Origin of the sequence: Streptomyces venezuelae ATCC 10712 (assembly GCF_008639165.1) — a bacterium.
Lineage (GTDB): Bacteria > Actinomycetota > Actinomycetes > Streptomycetales > Streptomycetaceae > Streptomyces > Streptomyces venezuelae.
On sequence record NZ_CP029197.1, the window covers coordinates 5704721 to 5721989 of the forward strand.

A 17269-nucleotide genomic window follows, 5' to 3' on the forward strand; every position below is an offset into this window, starting at 1 on the left:
CGGAGGCGGCATTCTGATAGGGGTTCGCACGACAGGCAATCAGGTGGATGGGGGCGTTCCAGTGGGCGGCAACGGCGCAGACGGTACGACTGCCGGCAAGCGCCCGAACGAGCAGCTGGGCTCGTGGTTCGTGCGCAGCGGCTGGTCCAAGGGCGAACTCGCGCGTCAGGTGAACCGCCGGGCGCGCCAGATGGGCGCGCACCACATCTCCACCGACACCTCGCGGGTCCGCCGCTGGCTCGACGGCGAGCAGCCGCGCGAACCCATCCCGCGGATCCTCTCCGAGCTGTTCTCCGAGCGCTTCGGCTCCGTCGTCGCCATCGAGGACCTCGGCCTGCGCACCGCCCACCAGTCGCCCTCCGTCTCCGGCGTCGACCTGCCCTGGGCCGGCCCCCAGACCGTCGCCCTGCTCGGCGAGTTCTCCCGCAGCGACCTCATGCTCGCCCGCCGCGGCTTCCTCGGCTCCTCCCTGTCGCTCGCCGCCGGACCCGCGCTCATCGAACCGATGCAGCGCTGGCTCGTCCCCACCCCCGCCGGCGAGACCGAGCGCCCCGACCCGGCCGCCGACGCCCGCCGCCCCAACCGGCTCTCCGAGGTCGAGCTCGACCTCCTCGAATCCACCACCGCCATGTTCCGCAAGTGGGACGCCCAGTGCGGCGGCGGACTGCGCCGCAAGGCCGTCGTCGGCCAGCTCCACGAGGTCACCGACCTGCTCCAGGAACCCCAACCCGCCACCACCGCCAAGCGCCTCTTCACCTGCGCCGCCGAACTCGCCGAACTCGCCGGCTGGATGAGCTACGACGTGGGCCTCCAGCCCACCGCCCAGAAGTACTTCGTGCTCGCCCTGCACGCCGCCAAGGAAGCCGGCGACAAGCCCCTCGGCTCGTACATCCTGTCCTCGATGAGCCGCCAGATGATCCACCTCGGCCGCCCCGACGACGCCCTCGAACTCATCCACCTCGCCCAGTACGGCAGTCGGGACTGCGCCACCCCCCGCACCCAGGCCATGCTGTATGCGATGGAGGCCCGCGCCTACGCCAACATGGGCCAGCCCTCCAAGTGCAAGCGGGCCGTGCGGATGGCCGAGGACACCTTCGCCGACGTCGGCCTCGACGGCGAGCCCGAGCCCGACTGGATCGGCTTCTTCTCCGAGGCCGAGCTCAACGGCGAGAACTCCCACTCCTACCGCGACCTCGCCTACGTCGCCGGGCGCTCCCCGACGTACGCCTCGCTCGCCGAGCCGGTCATGGAGCGGGCCGTCGAGCTCTTCGAGAAGGACCCCGACCACCAGCGGTCGTACGCGCTCAACCTCATCGGCATGGCCACCGTGCACCTCCTCAAGCGCGAGCCCGAGCAGTCCGTCGTACTCGCCGAGAAGGCCCTCGGGGTCGCCCGCAGCATCCGCTCCGAGCGGGTCAACACCCGGCTCCGCAAGACCGTCGACCACGCCGCCCGCACCTACAGCGACGTCGCCGAGGTCGTCCAGTTCACCGACCGGCTGACCCAGCTGCTCCCCGAGGCCGCCGAAGCGGTCTGACCCCACCGGGCGCCCCGCGCCCCCCGCACTCCGGCCGCGCCGGACGTCCCGTACTGCCCGACTCGGCTCCCCCGCCGCAAGGTCACACGGACGCCCGACGCGGCCGGTTCCGCATGCCCGCGGGCCCCGGCCGTTCACGGTCGCGTAACACGCCCCACCCCTTCGTCACGGCTCCGAAACATCGAGCGGCATCGACGGAAACCGCGCTGCGCGAATCTCTGGCGCATAACCGGCCACCCTCCCGGCCGAGCCGCTCTCGGCCCCGCCCCCGCACAGGCCGCATCCGACGACGAGGAGACGCCGATGGCACCAGCCATCACGACCCTGGCAGCAGACGCCCCCGAGCTGTCCGCCGCCAACACCGGGTTCATGCTCATCTGCTCCGCCCTGGTCATGCTGATGACCCCGGCACTCGCCTTCTTCTACGGAGGCATGGTCCGCGTCAAGTCCACCCTCAACATGCTGATGATGAGCTTCATCAGCCTCGGGATCGTCACGATCCTCTGGGTGCTCTTCGGCTTCAGCCTCGCCTTCGGCACCGACTCGGGCTCGATCATCGGCTGGTCCTCCGACTACGTCGGCCTCAGCGGGATCGGCGTCACCGAGCTCTGGGACGGCTACACCATCCCGGTGTACGTCTTCGCCGTCTTCCAGCTGATGTTCGCCATCCTCACCCCGGCCCTGATCAGCGGCGCCCTCGCCGACCGCGTCAAGTTCACCGCCTGGGCCCTCTTCATCACCCTCTGGGTCACCGTCGTCTACTTCCCCGTCGCCCACTGGGTCTGGGGCGCCGGCGGCTGGCTCTTCGAGATGGGCGTCATCGACTTCGCCGGCGGCACGGCCGTCCACATCAACGCCGGTGCCGCGGCCCTCGGCGTCATCCTCGTCATCGGCAAGCGCGTCGGCTTCAAGAAGGACCCGATGCGCCCCCACAGCCTGCCGCTCGTGATGCTCGGCGCCGGCCTCCTCTGGTTCGGCTGGTTCGGCTTCAACGCCGGCTCCTGGCTCGGCAACGACGACGGCGTCGGCGCCGTGATGTTCGTCAACACCCAGGTCGCCACCGCCGCCGCCATGCTCGCCTGGCTCGCCTACGAGAAGATCCGCCACGGCTCCTTCACCACCCTCGGCGCCGCCTCCGGCGCGGTCGCCGGCCTCGTCGCCATCACCCCGTCCGGCGGCGCCGTCAGCCCGCTCGGCGCGATCGCCATCGGCGCCATCGCCGGTCTCCTCTGCGCCATGGCCGTCGGCCTCAAGTACAAGTTCGGCTACGACGACTCCCTCGACGTCATCGGCGTCCACCTCGTCGGCGGTGTCCTCGGCTCCCTCCTCGTCGGCCTCTTCGCCACCGGCGGCGTCCAGTCCGACGCCAAGGGCCTCTTCTACGGCGGCGGCCTGGAGCAGCTCGGCAAGCAGGCCGTCGGCGTCGTCGCCGTCCTCGCCTACTCTCTGATCGCCTCCGCGATCCTCGCGCTCCTCATCGACAAGACGATGGGCATGCGGGTCAGCGAGGACGACGAGGTCTCCGGCATCGACCAGGTCGAGCACGCCGAGACCGCGTACGACTTCAGCGGAGCCGGCGGCGGCGCGTCCTCGCGCTCCACCGCCGCCCCCGCCCCGGCCGTCACGGAGAACAAGAAGGTGGACGCATGAAGCTCATCACCGCGGTCGTGAAGCCGCACCGGCTCGACGAGATCAAGGAGGCCCTCCAGGCGTTCGGCGTCCACGGCCTCACGGTCACCGAGGCCAGCGGCTACGGACGCCAGCGCGGCCACACCGAGGTCTACCGGGGCGCCGAGTACACCGTCGACCTGGTCCCCAAGATCCGCATCGAGGTCCTCGTCGAGGACGAGGACGCCGAACAGCTCATCGACGTCGTCGTGAAGGCCGCCCGAACCGGCAAGATCGGAGACGGCAAGGTGTGGAGCGTGCCGGTCGAGACCGCCGTACGCGTCCGCACCGGCGAACGCGGCCCGGACGCCCTGTAAGCAGCGGTCCGGACGCACCGTACGCACACGAAGGAGCCGCCGGGTGACGAGCCTCGAAGTCAGCGAAGAGACCGAAGATTCGGGACCCGGCGGTTACGCGGCGGCCCGGCTGCTCCTCCTCCACGAGAAGGAGCGGCCCGGGCCGTCGCGCCGTGCCGCCCTCGCCCGGCTCACCGACGACTGGCTGGCCGCCCTCTTCGCCGCCGCCGCCCCGCCCCGCGGGACCGCCCTCGTCGCCGTCGGCGGCTACGGCCGCGCCGAACTCTCCCCCCGCAGCGACCTCGACCTCCTCCTGCTCCACGACGGCAGCGCCGACAAGGCCGCGATCGCCGCCCTCGCCGACCGCATCTGGTACCCCGTCTGGGACCTCGGACTCGCCCTCGACCACTCCGTCCGCACCCCCGCCGAGGCCCGCGCCACCGCCTCCGACGACCTCAAGGCCCACCTCGGCCTGCTCGACGCCCGGCCCCTCGCCGGGGACCACGGACTCGTCGCCGCCCTGCGCACCACCGTCCTCGCCGACTGGCGCAACCAGGCCCCCCGGCGCCTCCCCGAGCTCGACGCGCTCTGCCGGGACCGCGCCGAGCGCTCCGGCGAGCTGCAGTACCTCCTCGAACCCGACCTCAAGGAGGCCAGGGGCGGACTCCGCGACGCCCAGGCCCTGCGCGCCGTCGCCGCCTCCTGGCTCGCCGACGCCCCCCGCGAAGGCCTCGACGCCGCCCGCCGCCGCCTCCTCGACGCCCGCGACGCCCTCCACCTCACCACCGGCCGCGCCACCGACCGGCTCGCCCTCCAGGAACAGGACGCCGTCGCCGCCCACCTCGGCCTCCTCGACGCCGACACCCTGCTCCGCGAGGTGTACGAGGCCGCCCGGACCATCTCGTACGCCACCGACGTCACCTGGCGCGAGGTCAACCGCGTCCTCAAGGCCCGCTCCGCCCGGCCCCGCCTCCGCGCCCTCCTCGGCGGCCGCGGCGCCACGGGCCGGACCGGCGCGAAACCGCCCGCCGAACGCACCCCGCTCGCCGAAGGCGTCGTCGAGATGGACGGCGAGGCCGTCCTCGCCCGCACCGCCCGCCCCGAACGCGACCCCGTCCTGCCCCTGCGCGCCGCCGCCGCGGCCGCCCAGTCCGCCCTCCCGATCTCCCTCCACGCCGTCCGCCACCTCGCCACCACCGCCCGGCCGCTCCCCGTGCCCTGGCCCGCCGAGGCCCGCGAGGAACTCGTCACCCTGCTCGGCGCCGGCGAGGCCACCGTCCCCGTCTGGGAGGCCCTGGAGGCCGAGGGGATCATCACCCAGCTGCTCCCCGACTGGGAACGCGTCCGCTGCCGCCCCCAGCGCAACCCCGTCCACACCTGGACAGTCGACCGCCACCTCGTCGAGACCGCCGTCCGCGCCGCCGCCCTCACCCGCCGCGTCGGCCGCCCCGACCTCCTCCTCGTCGCCGCCCTCCTCCACGACATCGGCAAGGGCTGGCCCGGCGACCACTCCGTCGCCGGCGAGACCATCGCCCGCGACCTCGCCACCCGGATCGGCTTCGACCGCAGCGACGTCGCCACCATCGCCACCGCCGTCCGCCACCACCTGCTCCTCGTCGAGACCGCCACCCGGCGCGACCTCGACGACCCCGCCACCGTCCGCGCGGTGGCCGACGCCGTCGGCACCGTCGGCACCCTGGAGCTGCTGCACGCCCTCACCGAGGCCGACGCCCTCGCCACCGGGCCCGCCGCCTGGTCGTCCTGGCGCGCCTCCCTCGTCGCCGACCTCGTCAAACGGGTCGCGGGCGTCCTCGCGGGAGAGACCCCGCCCGACCCCGAGGCCGCCGCCCCCAGCGCCGAACAGGAACGGCTCGCCATCGAGGCCCTGCGCACCGGCGAACCCGTCCTCGCCCTGCACACCGAACCGGTCGCCGCGGAGCCCGAGGAGCCCGAGCCCGTCGGCGTCGAACTCGTCATCGCGCTGCCCGAGCGGCCCGGCGTCCTCCCCGCCGTCGCCGGGGTCCTCGCCCTGCACCGGCTCACCGTCCGCGCCGCCGAGCTCCGCGCCGTCGACCTCCCGGCCGGTCTCGGGACCGGCTCGGGAGCCGTCCTCGTCCTCGACTGGCGGGTCGCCGCCGAGTACGGCGCCCTCCCCGAGGCCGCCCGGCTCCGCGCCGACCTCGTGCGGGCCCTCGACGGCTCCCTCGACATCCCCGCCCGCCTCGCCGAACGCGAGGCCGCCTACCCCCGGCGGCGCGGCCTCACCGCCCCGCCGCCCCGGGTCACCGTGGCCGCCGCCGGCTCCCGGCTCGCCACCGTCATCGAGGTCCGCGCCCAGGACGCCCCCGGCCTCCTCCACCGCATCGGCCGGGCCCTGGAGGGAGCGGTGGTACGGGTCCGCAGCGCCCACGTCTCCACCCTGGGCGCGAACGCCGTCGACACCCTCTACGTGACCCGCCCCGACGGCTCCCTGCTCCCCGACGAGGAGGCGATCGACCTGGCGAGGACCCTGGAGGAGGCGCTGCGGTGAGCGCGTGACCCCGGCGCGTGCCGGGCGTTGAGCACGGAGTGCTCCCCGCGCCGGCGGGGGCGGTCCGCTCCGTGGCAACGGCTGCCTGTCCGAGGCCGCGTGCTTCCCGCGCCGGCGGGGGTCCCGCCCCTGCCGGCGCAATCCGACCGGCAAGGGCGGTCGTGTCCTGGGGCCGGATACCCTGGGTGGCGACCATCCGCCCCGACCCGAGGATCGCGACCACTGTGTTCGATACGCTTTCCGACCGCCTCAGCGCGACTTTCAAGTCCCTCCGGGGCAAAGGTCGCCTCTCCGAGCAGGACATCGACAGTGCGGCCCGGGAAATCCGTATCGCACTCCTTGAGGCCGATGTCGCCCTGCCGGTAGTCCGCGCGTTCATCAAGAACGTCAAGGAACGCTCCCTCGGCGCCGAGGTCTCCAAGGCGCTGAATCCCTCGCAGCAGGTCATCAAGATCGTCAACGATGAGCTGATCTCGATCCTGGGCGGCGAGACCCGCCGCCTGCGGTTCGCCAAGACGGCGCCGACCGTGATCATGCTCGCCGGTCTCCAGGGTGCCGGTAAGACCACCCTCGCCGGAAAGCTCGGCCTCTGGCTCAAGAGCCAGGGCCACTCCCCGCTGCTCGTCGCCTGTGACCTCCAGCGTCCGAACGCCGTCAACCAGCTCTCCGTCGTCGCCGACCGAGCCGGCGTCGCCTTCTACGGCCCGCAGCCCGGGAACGGCGTCGGCGACCCGGTCCAGGTCGCCAAGGACTCGATCGAGCACGCGCGGACCAAGCTCTACGACGTCGTCATCGTCGACACCGCCGGCCGCCTCGGCATCGACCAGGAGCTGATGCAGCAGGCCGCGGACATCCGCGACGCCGTCAGCCCCGACGAGATCCTGTTCGTCGTCGACGCCATGATCGGTCAGGACGCGGTCAACACCGCCGAGGCCTTCCGCGACGGTGTCGGCTTCGACGGCGTCGTGCTGTCCAAGCTCGACGGCGACGCCCGCGGTGGTGCCGCGCTCTCCATCGCGCACGTCACCGGCAAGCAGATCATGTTCGCCTCCAACGGCGAGAAGCTGGACGACTTCGACGCGTTCCACCCGGACCGCATGGCGTCCCGCATCCTCGGCATGGGCGACATGCTCTCCCTCATCGAGAAGGCGCAGCAGACCTTCGACGAGGACGAGGCGGCCAAGATGGCCTCCAAGCTCGCCTCGAAGAAGGGCCAGGAGTTCACGCTCGACGACTTCCTGGCGCAGATGGAGCAGGTCCGCAAGATGGGCTCCATCTCGAAGCTGCTCGGCATGCTCCCGGGCATGGCCCAGATGAAGGAGCAGATCAACAACATCGACGAGAAGGACGTCGACCGCACGGCGGCCATCATCAAGTCGATGACCCCGGGCGAGCGGCAGGACCCGACCATCATCAACGGCTCGCGCCGGGCCCGTATCGCCAAGGGTTCGGGCGTCGAGGTCAGCGCGGTCAAGGGCCTGGTGGAGCGGTTCTTCGAGGCCCGCAAGATGATGTCCCGCATGGCGCAGGGCGGCGGCCTCCCCGGGATGCCGGGCATGCCGGGCATGGGCGGCGGCCCCGGCCGGCAGAAGAAGCAGGCCAAGCAGGCCAAGGGCAAGCGCAAGAGCGGCAACCCGATGAAGCGGAAGGCCGAGGAGCAGGCCGCCGCCGAGCGCCGCGACCAGGCGCAGCAGGGCGGGGCCTTCGGCCTCCCGGCGCCGGGGCAGACCCCGAAGGACTTCGAGCTGCCGGACGAGTTCAAGAAGTTCATGAGCTGACATCGGTCGGCCCGTGAGTAGGGGCCCGGGGCGGCACGAAACCGCCCCGGGCCCCTTTTCACCCCTCCGGACCGCCCACGATGCCGGGTCCGTCCCGCTCTTCGATACTGGGGCCACAGCCGCCCCGAGGAGAGCCACGTGGCCAACCCCGTACCCCCGCGCGACCGGACCGATCAGCCCTGGCGCTCGGAAGGGGCTCCGCCGCCCCCGTCGCCGAGGAAACGGATGCCGGGCGGCTGGGGCGGCCTCGTCCTCACCGCGCTCGCCGTGTACCTGATCGCCAACATCGTCCTGTCGTTCTTCAACGAGGGGGACGGGCCGACGATCTCGTACACCGAGTTCGACAAGCAGGTCGCCGCCGGGAACGTCACCAAGATCTACTCCAAGGGCGACGCGATCCAGGGCCAGCTGAAGAACAAACAGCCCGTGCCGGACGGCGACGGCGACTACACGAAGTTCACCACCCAGCGGCCCGCCTTCGCCGACGACGACCTGTGGGCCCAGCTGACCAAGCAGAACGTCGTCGTCACCGCCGAACCCGTCGTCCAGGAACGCAGCTTCCTCGCCAACCTCCTCATCTCGCTGGCGCCGATGCTGCTGCTCGTCCTGCTCTGGGTGTTCATCGCCCGCCGGATGAGCTCCGGGATGGGCGGCGCGGGCGGCATGCTCGGCCGCAAGGCCCCGCCGAAACCCGTCGAACTCGAGACCGGCGCCAAGCGCACGACCTTCGAGGACGTCGCCGGCATCGACGAGGTCGAGGGCGAGCTCAACGACGTCGTCGACTTCCTCAAAAACCCCCAGGCCTACCGCGAGATGGGCGCCAAGATGCCCCGCGGCGTGCTCCTCGCCGGCCCGCCCGGCACCGGCAAGACCCTGCTCGCCCGCGCCGTCGCCGGCGAGGCCGGAGTGCCGTTCTTCTCCGCCTCCGCGTCCGAGTTCATCGAGATGATCGTGGGCGTCGGAGCCTCCCGGGTCCGCGAACTGTTCGCCGAGGCCCGCAAGGTCGCCCCGGCGATCATCTTCATCGACGAGATCGACACCATCGGCCGGGCCCGCGGCGGCGGCTCCGGGATGGGCGGCCACGACGAGCGCGAGCAGACCCTCAACCAGATCCTCACCGAGATGGACGGCTTCACCGGCTCCGAAGGCGTCATCGTCCTCGCCGCCACCAACCGCGCCGACGTCCTCGACCCGGCCCTCACCCGGCCGGGCCGCTTCGACCGGATCGTGCACGTCAACCCGCCGGACCGGGGCGGCCGGGAGGCCATCCTCAAGATCCACACCCGGGAGATCCCGCTCGCCAAGGACGTCGACCTGGAGCACGTGGCCCGGACGACCCCGGGCATGACCGGCGCCGAACTCGCCAACCTCGCCAACGAGGCCGCCCTGCTCGCGGTCAAGCGCGAGCAGAAGGCCGTCACCCAGTCCGACCTGTCCGACGCCCTGGAGAAGGTCCAGCTCGGCGCCGAACGGCCGCTCGTGATGCCGGCCGACGAGCGGCGCCGCACCGCGTACCACGAGAGCGGGCACGCCCTCCTCGGCATGCTCCAGCCCGGCGCCGACCCGGTCCGCAAGATCACCATCGTGCCGCGCGGCCGCGCCCTCGGCGTCACCCTCTCCACTCCCGACTCCGACAAGTACGCCTACACCGAGGACTACCTGCGCGGCCGGATCATCGGCGCCCTCGGCGGCATGGCCGCCGAACAGGTCGTCTTCGGCGTCGTCACCACCGGCGCCGAGAGCGACCTGGAACAGGTCACCAACATCGCCCGGGGCATGGCGGGCCGCTGGGGCATGAGCGAGCGCGTCGGCCGGCTCACCGCCATCCCGAGCGACGCCCAGCAGGCGTACGGCCTCTCGGCGGCGCCCGCGACCCTCGACACCGTGGACGCGGAGATGCGCCGCATCGTCGACGAGTGCTACGAGAGCGCCGTACGCCAGCTCCGCGAGCACCGCGGCCGACTGGACGCGCTGGCCGCCGCGCTCCTGGAGAACGAGACCCTGGAGGAGGCGGCCGCCTACCGCGCGGCGGGCCTCCCGCGCGCGGGACACGAGGACTGACCGACGGGGGCCGCGTGCGTCTGTCCACGGCGTCCGGGTCGGCCGCGCGGGCGCTGTCCACGGGGCCCGGGTCGACCGGGCAGGCGCGGTTCACGGCGTCCGGGACGACTGCGCGGGCGCCGGTCCGTAATGGTCGCGGCGGCCGGGGCGGGCCGCCGTCGTGTCGTTTAGCGCACCCGGGCCACCACGTACCGGAAGACGTTCGGCATCCACACCGTCCCGTCCGCGCGTACGTGCGGGGCGAGTGCCTCCGCGATCTCCTTCTCCACCTGGCCGAGGTCCGTCGCCCGGACCGCCTCGTCGAAGGCGCCCGTCGAGAGCAGTCCGCGGACCGCGCTGCCCTCGTTCGCGTACCCGAAGGGGCAGGCCACCCGCCCCGAACCGTCCGGCCGCAGCCCCGCCCCCGCCACCAGCCCGTCAAGGTCCGTGACGAGCCCGGGACGGCGGTCCGCGAGCCGGGCCCCGACCCGCAGCACCGGCTCCGTGGCGCAGCGCTCCGGCGGACCCCACCCGGCGAGCACGACCGTCGTGCCCGGCTGCGCCGTACGGGTGACGGCGACCAGCTCGGGCAGGAGCCGGTCCGTGGTGTGGAAGGCCGTGATCACGTCGTACGGGACACCCTCCGGGGGCTCCTCCGTGACCGTCACCGCCTCGGGGAGCCGCTCCCTCGCCAGCTCCACGCGCGCGTGGTCCCGGTCCGCGCCGACGACGCTCGCGCCCCGGGCCGCCGCCATCAGAAGGGCCAGGCCGGAGCCGCAGCGCAGGCCCAGGACCCGGGTCCCGGCGCCCACGCCGAGCCGGTCGTACACCGCCTCGTAGAGCGGGACGAGCATCCGTTCCTGGATCTCGGCCCAGTCGCGCGCGGGGTGGTGCGGGACGAGCGTAGGTGTCATGGAAAAGTGCCCCTATCCGTGCTCGGACGACAGCCCCCCGTAGTCAGGGAACTGCGCATCCCGGGCCGCGTCCAGTGCTCGCACCGCACCGATTCGTCCCGGAGGGAACCGACCCGGTAAGGTCCCTGCCACGCTTCCCGGCTTCTCCGGGAACGCCCCCAGGGCGCGCGCACCACGGCTACGCGCCGGGGCGTATGCGCTACTACGCACCAGCTTGACGCCCGCTGAGCGGCTTCTCCGCAGATCGGCGCACTGGCCCTCGTCACGACCCATCAACGGCAACTGACGGGTACGTGCAAAATATTTGGGATGCCCCGGAATGGAACCCGGGGGCACTTCGGCTCGTTGTACGCGACGTGAGCACGACACCACCTGTTCTCGCCGCAGAGCTGGCACAGGCGTGGGCCGACATTCAGCGGCACCACCCCGAGCTGCCCGACCTTGCCGCGCCCGAGTCCCTGATCGGAGAGTCCTCGTCCGCCTGCGGCGCCGAGCTCTCCTTCGAACGACTGCTCCACGAGGCAGTCCACGGCATCGCAGCCGCCCGGGGTGTCCGCGACACCTCGCGCGCCGGCCGCTACCACAACCGCAGATTCCTCGCGATCGCCGAGGAGATGGGCCTCGACCACCCCGAGGAGCCGCACGCCAGCAGCGGCTTCTCGCTGGTCACGCTCACCCCCGAGGCGAGGCGGCGCTACCGCCCCACCATCGAGCGGCTCCAGCGCGCCCTCAAGGCCCACACCGTCGCCACCGCGGCCGACACCAAGCGCTCCTTCCGCGGACCGGCCGCCCGGCACGGCTCATCGGGCGGCGGCGTCCGCGTCAAGGCCGTCTGCGACTGCGGGCGGAACGTGCGCGTGGTCCCGTCGGTGCTCGCCCAGGCCCCGATCGTCTGCGGCGGCTGCGGCAAGCCCTTCCGCATCCCGGAGACGGTGGGCGCCGCGAGCTGATCGCGGTGTGGCACAATGGCTAGCTGTACTCGACAGTCGCACAGGACCCCTCTCTCCTCCGGCTGACGCGTCCATCGGGCATCCGAGTACCGCAACCCCACGTGGCATCTCAAAGTGCCCAACCACGTCAAGACCAGGAGACACCACTCCAGTGGCAGTCAAGATCAAGCTCAAGCGCCTCGGCAAGATTCGCCAGCCGCACTACCGCATCGTCGTCGCCGACTCCCGCACCCGTCGTGACGGTCGCGCGATCGAGGAGATCGGCCTCTACCACCCGACGTACAACCCGTCGCGTATCGAGGTCGACTCCGAGCGTGCGCAGTACTGGCTGTCCGTCGGCGCCCAGCCGACCGAGCCGGTTCTCGCCATCCTGAAGCTCACCGGCGACTGGCAGAAGCACAAGGGCCTCCCGGCCCCCGAGAAGGCTCTGCTCGTCCCCGCCACGAAGGAGGCGAAGCGCGCCTCGTTCGACGAGTTCGCGAAGACCCTCGAGGGCGGCGACGACAAGGGTGAGGCCATCACCCCGAAGGCCAAGAAGGCCGACAAGAAGGCGGACGAGGCCGAGGCCGCGTCCACCGAGTCGACCGAGGCCTGATCATGCTCGAGGAGGCTCTCGAGCACCTCGTGAAGGGCATCGTCGACAACCCCGACGACGTGCAGGTCGCCTCGCGCAACCTGCGCCGCGGCCGCGTGCTGGAGGTCCGGGTCCACCCCGACGACCTCGGCAAGGTGATCGGCCGCAACGGCCGCACCGCGCGTGCGCTGCGTACCGTCGTGGGTGCCATCGGCGGCCGTGGCATCCGGGTCGACCTCGTCGACGTGGACCAGGTCCGCTGAGCAGGCCGGCAGCATCACCTTAGTTGTGCCGGCACGGGCCGGGGAGGGCTTTCGAGCCCGCCCCGGCCCGTTGTCGTTCGCGTCGTACGAGCTGTGTGACAGGAGAGTGTGGAGCAGTGCAGTTGGTAGTCGCGCGGATCGGCCGCGCCCACGGGATCAAGGGCGAGGTCACCGTCGAGGTCCGCACGGACGAGCCCGAGCTCAGGCTCGGCCCCGGTGCCGTGCTGCTCACCGACCCGGCCTCGGCCGGGCCGCTGACCATCGAGACCGGCCGGGTGCACAGCGGCCGGCTGTTGCTGCGCTTCGAGGGCGTCCGCGACCGGAACGCCGCCGAGGCCCTGCGCAACATCCTCCTCATCGCCGAGGTCGACCCCACGGAACTGCCCGAGGAGGAGGACGAGTACTACGACCACCAGCTCATGGACCTGGACGTGGTGCTCGCCGACGGCACCGAGATCGGCCGGATCACCGAGATCTCCCACCTGCCGTCCCAGGACCTCTTCATCGTCGAGCGCCCCGACGGCACCGAGCTGATGATCCCCTTCGTCGAGTCGATCGTCACCGAGATCGACCTGGAGGAGCAGCGCGCCGTCATCGACCCGCCGCCGGGTCTGATCGACGACCGCGCCGAGATCGTCTCCTCCCGCGACGAGTCCGGTGAGGACGAGGCATGAGGCTCGACGTCGTCACGATCTTCCCCGAGTACCTCGAACCGCTGAACGTCTCGCTGGTCGGCAAGGCCCGCGCGCGCGGACAGCTCGACGTCCACGTCCACGACCTGCGGGACTGGACGTACGACCGGCACAACACCGTCGACGACACCCCGTACGGCGGCGGTCCCGGCATGGTCATGAAGACCGACCCCTGGGGCGACGCGCTCGACCAGACGCTCGCCGACGGCTACGAGGGCGGCGCCCACGGCCCCGTCCTCGTCGTCCCCACCCCCAGCGGCCGCCCCTTCACCCAGGAGCTCGCCGTCGAGCTCTCCGAGCGGCCCTGGCTGATCTTCACCCCGGCCCGCTACGAGGGCATCGACCGCCGCGTCATGGACGAGTACGCGACCCGGATGCCCGTGTACGAGGTCTCCATCGGCGACTACGTGCTGGCCGGCGGGGAGGCCGCCGTCCTCGTCGTCACCGAGGCCGTCGCCCGGCTGCTGCCCGGCGTCCTCGGCAACGCCGAGTCCCACCGGGACGACTCCTTCGCCCCCGGGGCCATGGCCAACCTCCTGGAGGGGCCCGTCTACACCAAGCCCCCCGAGTGGCGCGGCCGGGGCATCCCCGACGTCCTGCTCAGCGGGCACCACGGCAAGATCGCCCGCTGGCGGCGCGACGAGGCCTTCCGCCGTACCGCCGCCCACCGGCCCGATCTCATCGAGCGCTGCGACCCGGCGGCCTTCGACAAGAAGGACCGCGAGATCCTCTCGATGATGGGCTGGGCGCCCGAGCCCGGCGGCCGATTTTGGCGCAGGCTCGACGACGTGGAAGAATAGGCCGCTGTCGTCCGTCCGGCGCGCGCCCCTGCCACAGGGGGAACGACGCCGCCCATGACGTACGGCCTTCCGAATCATCTTCGAACGTACCGCTGATGACCTGTGGCATCAGCGAGGAAAGAGACCTCCATGGCCTCCCTGCTCGACCAGGTCAACGCGGGTTCGCTCCGCTCCGACCTCCCCGCCTTCCGTCCCGGCGACACCGTGAACGTCCACGTGCGCGTCATCGAGGGCAACCGCTCCCGCATCCAGCAGTTCAAGGGTGTCGTCATCCGCCGTCAGGGCTCGGGCGTCAGCGAGACCTTCACGGTCCGCAAGGTCTCGTTCTCCGTCGGCGTCGAGCGCACCTTCCCGGTGAACAGCCCGATCTTCGAGAAGATCGAGCTCGTGACCCGCGGTGACGTCCGTCGCGCCAAGCTCTACTACCTGCGTGAGCTGCGCGGCAAGGCTGCCAAGATCAAGGAGAAGCGCGACCGCTGAGCCTCGGCTCCCGGCACGCTCGACGCTTCCGAGCCCTCGCACAGGCAGGCCGGATAGGCTCTGCCACCGATGGACACCGAAGCACACGACACGGAGCGCGACCCCTCTTCCGACACGGAGGACGGGTCGCGCTCCGCGCGCGTTTCCGAGGACTCCAGGACCACGTCCGGCCGGCGGCGCGCGGCGCTCCTCGGCGCTGTGTGCGTGGCCTTCCTGCTGCTCCTGAGCCATTTCGTGGTGCAGCCCTTCCTGATCCCGAGCGGCTCCATGGAGCCGACCCTCCAGGTCGGTGACCGGATCCTGGTCAACAAGCTGGCGTACCGTTTCGGCAGTGAGCCGGCCCGGGGCGACGTCGTCGTCTTCGACGGCACCGGCTCCTTCGTACGGGAGCAGCCCGCGGGCAATCCCGTCACCGGACTCCTGCACGACGGGGCGGCCGCCCTCGGGCTCGCCGAGCCCGACGAGACCGACTTCGTGAAGCGGGTCGTCGGCATCGGCGGCGACCGGGTCGTCTGCTGCGACAGGAACGGCCGGCTCACCGTCAACGGCGTCCCCGTCGAGGAGCGGTACGTGATGCTCGGCGACCAGCCGTCCAGCGTGCCCTTCGACATCGTCGTCCCGCAGAACCGGCTCTGGGTCATGGGCGACCACCGCAGCCAGTCCAGCGACTCCCGCGACCACCTGGGCAACCCCGGCGGCGGCATGGTCCCGGTCGACAAGGTCGTCGGACGCGCCGACTGGATCGCCTGGCCGTTCGGCCGCTGGTCCACGGTCCGGGGGACCGACGCCTTCGACGCCGTACCGGCCGCCCCGCCCGGCGGACACCCGGTGGGGCCCCGTGGGTAGCCGGGGACGGCCGCCGGGCGGTCACGACCCCGAGCAGGGCGCGCCGCTGCCGGGCCGGGCCGAGCGGCGCAGGCTCGCCCGCCGGGTCAGACGGCGCAGGCAGCGCTCCGCGCTGCGCGAGATCCCCGTGCTGATCACGGTGGCCGTCCTCATCGCGCTCGTCCTCAAGACCTTCCTGGTCCAGGCCTTCGTCATCCCCTCCGGCTCCATGGAGCAGACGATCCGGATCTCCGACCGGGTCCTCGTCGACAAGCTCACCCCGTGGTTCGGCTCGCGCCCGCAGCGCGGTGACGTCGTCGTCTTCAAGGACCCCGGCAACTGGCTCCAGCAGGAGGCCGCGCCGGCCGAGGAGGACCCGGTCGGCGTCAAGCAGGTCAAGCAGGCCCTCACCTTCATCGGGCTGCTGCCCTCCGCCGACGACCGGGACCTCATCAAGCGGGTCGTCGCCGTCGGCGGCGACACCGTCCGCTGCTGCGGCGAGGACGGGCGGCTCACCGTCAACGGCGTACCCCTGGACGAGCCGTACCTGCACCCGGGGAACCAGCCGTCGACCATCCCCTTCGAGGTGAAGGTCCCGGAGGGCCGGATCTTCGTCCTCGGCGACCACCGGTCCGACTCGGCGGACTCCCGCTACCACCTCGACGAGCAGGACCACGGGACCGTCTCCGAGGAGCAGGTCGTGGGGCGGGCCGTGATGATCGTCTGGCCCGTCGCGCACTGGCGCGGCCTGGAGGAACGCGACACCTTCGCCGCCGTACCGGACGGCAGTACGGGTTCCGGGTCGGCGCTCGGTCTGTCGCATAGTGTGTCCCAGCGGAATCTGAACGGATTGCCCGGGCTCCCGACCCCTGCGGAACTTCTGCTCGTTATGGGAGTGGTGGGCCTGTCCCTGTTCGGGGACAGGCGATCGCACGGACTGAGGAGTGGATGTGGGGGATTTGGCCGTCGGCGCACGATCCGGACACGATGGGCCCGACGAGAGGGCCGACGGGGCCTTCGGCGATGACACGACGGGTGACGACGTGACGGACGAGCAGGCGCAGCCACCGGGCGGCGAAACGCCGGGTGACGGCGACGACGACACGGCGGGCGGCTCCGGCGGGCGGCCGAGGAACCAGCGTTCCTTCTGGAAGGAACTGCCGCTCCTCGTCGGCATCGCGCTGGTGCTCGCCCTGCTGATCAAGACCTTCCTGGTGCAGGCGTTCTCGATCCCCTCGGAATCGATGATGAACACCCTCCAGAAGGGCGACCGGGTCCTCGTCGACAAACTGACCCCCTGGTTCGGCTCGGAGCCCGAGCGCGGCGAGGTCGTCGTCTTCCACGACCCGGGCGGCTGGCTCGAAGGCCAGACCGCGCCCAAGCCGAACGTCGTGCAGAAGTTCCTCAGCTTCATCGGCCTCATGCCGTCCGCCGAGGAGAAGGACCTCATCAAGCGGGTCATCGCCGTCGGAGGCGACACCGTGTCCTGCAAGGAGGGCGGCAAGGTCGTCCTCAACGGCGTCCAGCTGGACGAGACCTCGTACCTCTACCCCGGCTCCGTCCCCTGCCAGGACTCCTTCGGCCCCGTCAAGGTCCCCGAGGGCCGCATCTGGGTCATGGGCGACAACCGGCAGAACTCCCTGGACTCCCGCTTCCACCAGCAGCTCCCCGGCGGCGGCACCGTCTCCAACGACGAGGTCGTGGGCCGCGCCGTCGTGATCGCCTGGCCCGTCACCCGCTGGGCCACCCTCCCGGTCCCCGACATCTTCGACCAGCCCGGCCTCGACAAGGCCGCGGCCGCCGCCCCGCTCGGCGCGGTGAGCGTCGCCGGAGCGCTCCCGCTGGTGCTGTGGCGCCGGAAGAAGGTCGCCGCTCGGCATACCGCCGAGTAGTGACCCGCGGGTAGGGTGCCGTCCCGGACC

16 protein-coding genes are annotated in these 17269 nt (G+C 72.0%); 15 read left to right on the top strand and 1 reads right to left on the bottom strand.

Features of this window, described 5'->3' with window-relative positions; all coding sequences use genetic code 11:
• The first annotated feature begins 61 nt into the window (after positions 1-61).
• The 6 genes from nsdA to ftsH all read left to right on the top strand — a co-directional run bounded on the left by nsdA (position 62) and on the right by ftsH (position 9870).
• Positions 62-1537, top strand: a complete 1476-nt coding sequence (gene nsdA / locus DEJ43_RS26480) for a transcriptional repressor NsdA (protein WP_041662910.1) — start codon at positions 62-64, stop codon at positions 1535-1537.
• Positions 1538-1840: 303 nt separating this feature from the next.
• Positions 1841-3187, top strand: coding sequence for an ammonium transporter (locus DEJ43_RS26485; protein WP_015036463.1), 1347 nt, complete (start codon positions 1841-1843; stop codon positions 3185-3187).
• Positions 3184-3522, top strand: coding sequence for a P-II family nitrogen regulator (locus tag DEJ43_RS26490; RefSeq protein ID WP_015036464.1), 339 nt, complete (start codon positions 3184-3186; stop codon positions 3520-3522). Before DEJ43_RS26485 ends, DEJ43_RS26490 begins: the two co-directional genes overlap by 4 nt.
• Positions 3523-3565: 43 nt before the next feature.
• A complete protein-coding gene (locus DEJ43_RS26495) occupies positions 3566-6031 on the top strand; it encodes a [protein-PII] uridylyltransferase (RefSeq protein WP_015036465.1) in 2466 nt (821 codons plus the stop codon).
• 224 nt (positions 6032-6255) lie between these two features.
• Entirely contained in the window at positions 6256-7809 is a 1554-nt protein-coding gene (gene ffh, locus DEJ43_RS26500; protein WP_015036466.1) for a signal recognition particle protein, read from the top strand.
• A 138-nt stretch (positions 7810-7947) separates the two neighbouring features.
• Positions 7948-9870 (top strand): ATP-dependent zinc metalloprotease FtsH, encoded by a 1923-nt coding sequence (gene ftsH, locus DEJ43_RS26505; RefSeq protein WP_041662911.1) that lies wholly within the window; start codon positions 7948-7950, stop codon positions 9868-9870.
• Positions 9871-10037: 167 nt separating this feature from the next.
• Here the strand turns inward: ftsH and DEJ43_RS26510 are convergent, their stop codons facing one another.
• Positions 10038-10763 carry a class I SAM-dependent methyltransferase gene (locus DEJ43_RS26510; RefSeq protein ID WP_015036468.1) on the bottom strand — a complete coding sequence of 242 codons (726 nt, stop codon included), beginning with the start codon at positions 10761-10763 and terminating at the stop codon, positions 10038-10040.
• Between the two features lie 356 nt (positions 10764-11119).
• Here DEJ43_RS26510 and DEJ43_RS26515 point away from each other — a divergent pair, with 356 nt between their 5' ends.
• The 9 genes from DEJ43_RS26515 (at position 11120) to lepB (DEJ43_RS26555) (ending at position 17239) form a co-directional block, all read left to right on the top strand.
• Complete coding sequence (locus DEJ43_RS26515; protein ID WP_041662912.1) at positions 11120-11713, top strand: hypothetical protein; 594 nt, start codon at positions 11120-11122, stop codon at positions 11711-11713.
• 151 nt (positions 11714-11864) lie between these two features.
• On the top strand, positions 11865-12308 hold the full coding sequence (gene rpsP, locus DEJ43_RS26520) for a 30S ribosomal protein S16 (protein WP_015036470.1): 444 nt from the start codon (positions 11865-11867) through the stop codon (positions 12306-12308).
• A gap of 2 nt (positions 12309-12310) precedes the next feature.
• Positions 12311-12550, top strand: a complete 240-nt coding sequence (locus DEJ43_RS26525; protein ID WP_005311361.1) for an RNA-binding protein — start codon at positions 12311-12313, stop codon at positions 12548-12550.
• Between the two features lie 116 nt (positions 12551-12666).
• On the top strand, positions 12667-13224 hold the full coding sequence (gene rimM / locus DEJ43_RS26530; protein WP_041662913.1) for a ribosome maturation factor RimM: 558 nt from the start codon (positions 12667-12669) through the stop codon (positions 13222-13224).
• The gene (gene trmD, locus DEJ43_RS26535) at positions 13221-14042 is read left to right on the top strand and encodes a tRNA (guanosine(37)-N1)-methyltransferase TrmD (RefSeq protein ID WP_015036472.1); all 822 of its coding nucleotides are present in this window, start codon (positions 13221-13223) and stop codon (positions 14040-14042) included. Before rimM ends, trmD begins: the two co-directional genes overlap by 4 nt.
• A 129-nt stretch (positions 14043-14171) precedes the next feature.
• Positions 14172-14522 carry a 50S ribosomal protein L19 gene (rplS, locus tag DEJ43_RS26540; protein WP_015036473.1) on the top strand — a complete coding sequence of 117 codons (351 nt, stop codon included), beginning with the start codon at positions 14172-14174 and terminating at the stop codon, positions 14520-14522.
• Positions 14523-14591: 69 nt separating this feature from the next.
• Positions 14592-15368, top strand: a complete 777-nt coding sequence (gene lepB / locus DEJ43_RS26545) for a signal peptidase I (RefSeq protein WP_015036474.1) — start codon at positions 14592-14594, stop codon at positions 15366-15368.
• Positions 15361-16374, top strand: a complete 1014-nt coding sequence (lepB, locus tag DEJ43_RS26550; RefSeq protein WP_015036475.1) for a signal peptidase I — start codon at positions 15361-15363, stop codon at positions 16372-16374. Before lepB (DEJ43_RS26545) ends, lepB (DEJ43_RS26550) begins: the two co-directional genes overlap by 8 nt.
• Positions 16307-17239 (top strand): signal peptidase I, encoded by a 933-nt coding sequence (gene lepB / locus DEJ43_RS26555; protein ID WP_041662915.1) that lies wholly within the window; start codon positions 16307-16309, stop codon positions 17237-17239. Before lepB (DEJ43_RS26550) ends, lepB (DEJ43_RS26555) begins: the two co-directional genes overlap by 68 nt.
• Positions 17240-17269: the final 30 nt, after the last annotated feature.

What these genes read in the sequence shown, in the direction of transcription:
- DEJ43_RS26485 (WP_015036463.1), top strand. Translation starts at nt 1,841, where the DNA reads ATGGCACCAGCCATCACGACCCTGGCAGCAGACGCCCCCGAGCTGTCC.
- DEJ43_RS26490 (WP_015036464.1), top strand. Translation starts at nt 3,184, where the DNA reads ATGAAGCTCATCACCGCGGTCGTGAAGCCGCACCGGCTCGACGAGATC.
- DEJ43_RS26510 (WP_015036468.1), bottom strand. Translation starts at nt 10,763, where the DNA reads ATGACACCTACGCTCGTCCCGCACCACCCCGCGCGCGACTGGGCCGAG.
- DEJ43_RS26525 (WP_005311361.1), top strand. Translation starts at nt 12,311, where the DNA reads ATGCTCGAGGAGGCTCTCGAGCACCTCGTGAAGGGCATCGTCGACAAC.
- trmD (WP_015036472.1), top strand. Translation starts at nt 13,221, where the DNA reads ATGAGGCTCGACGTCGTCACGATCTTCCCCGAGTACCTCGAACCGCTG.
- rplS (WP_015036473.1), top strand. Translation starts at nt 14,172, where the DNA reads ATGGCCTCCCTGCTCGACCAGGTCAACGCGGGTTCGCTCCGCTCCGAC.
- lepB (WP_015036474.1), top strand. Translation starts at nt 14,592, where the DNA reads ATGGACACCGAAGCACACGACACGGAGCGCGACCCCTCTTCCGACACG.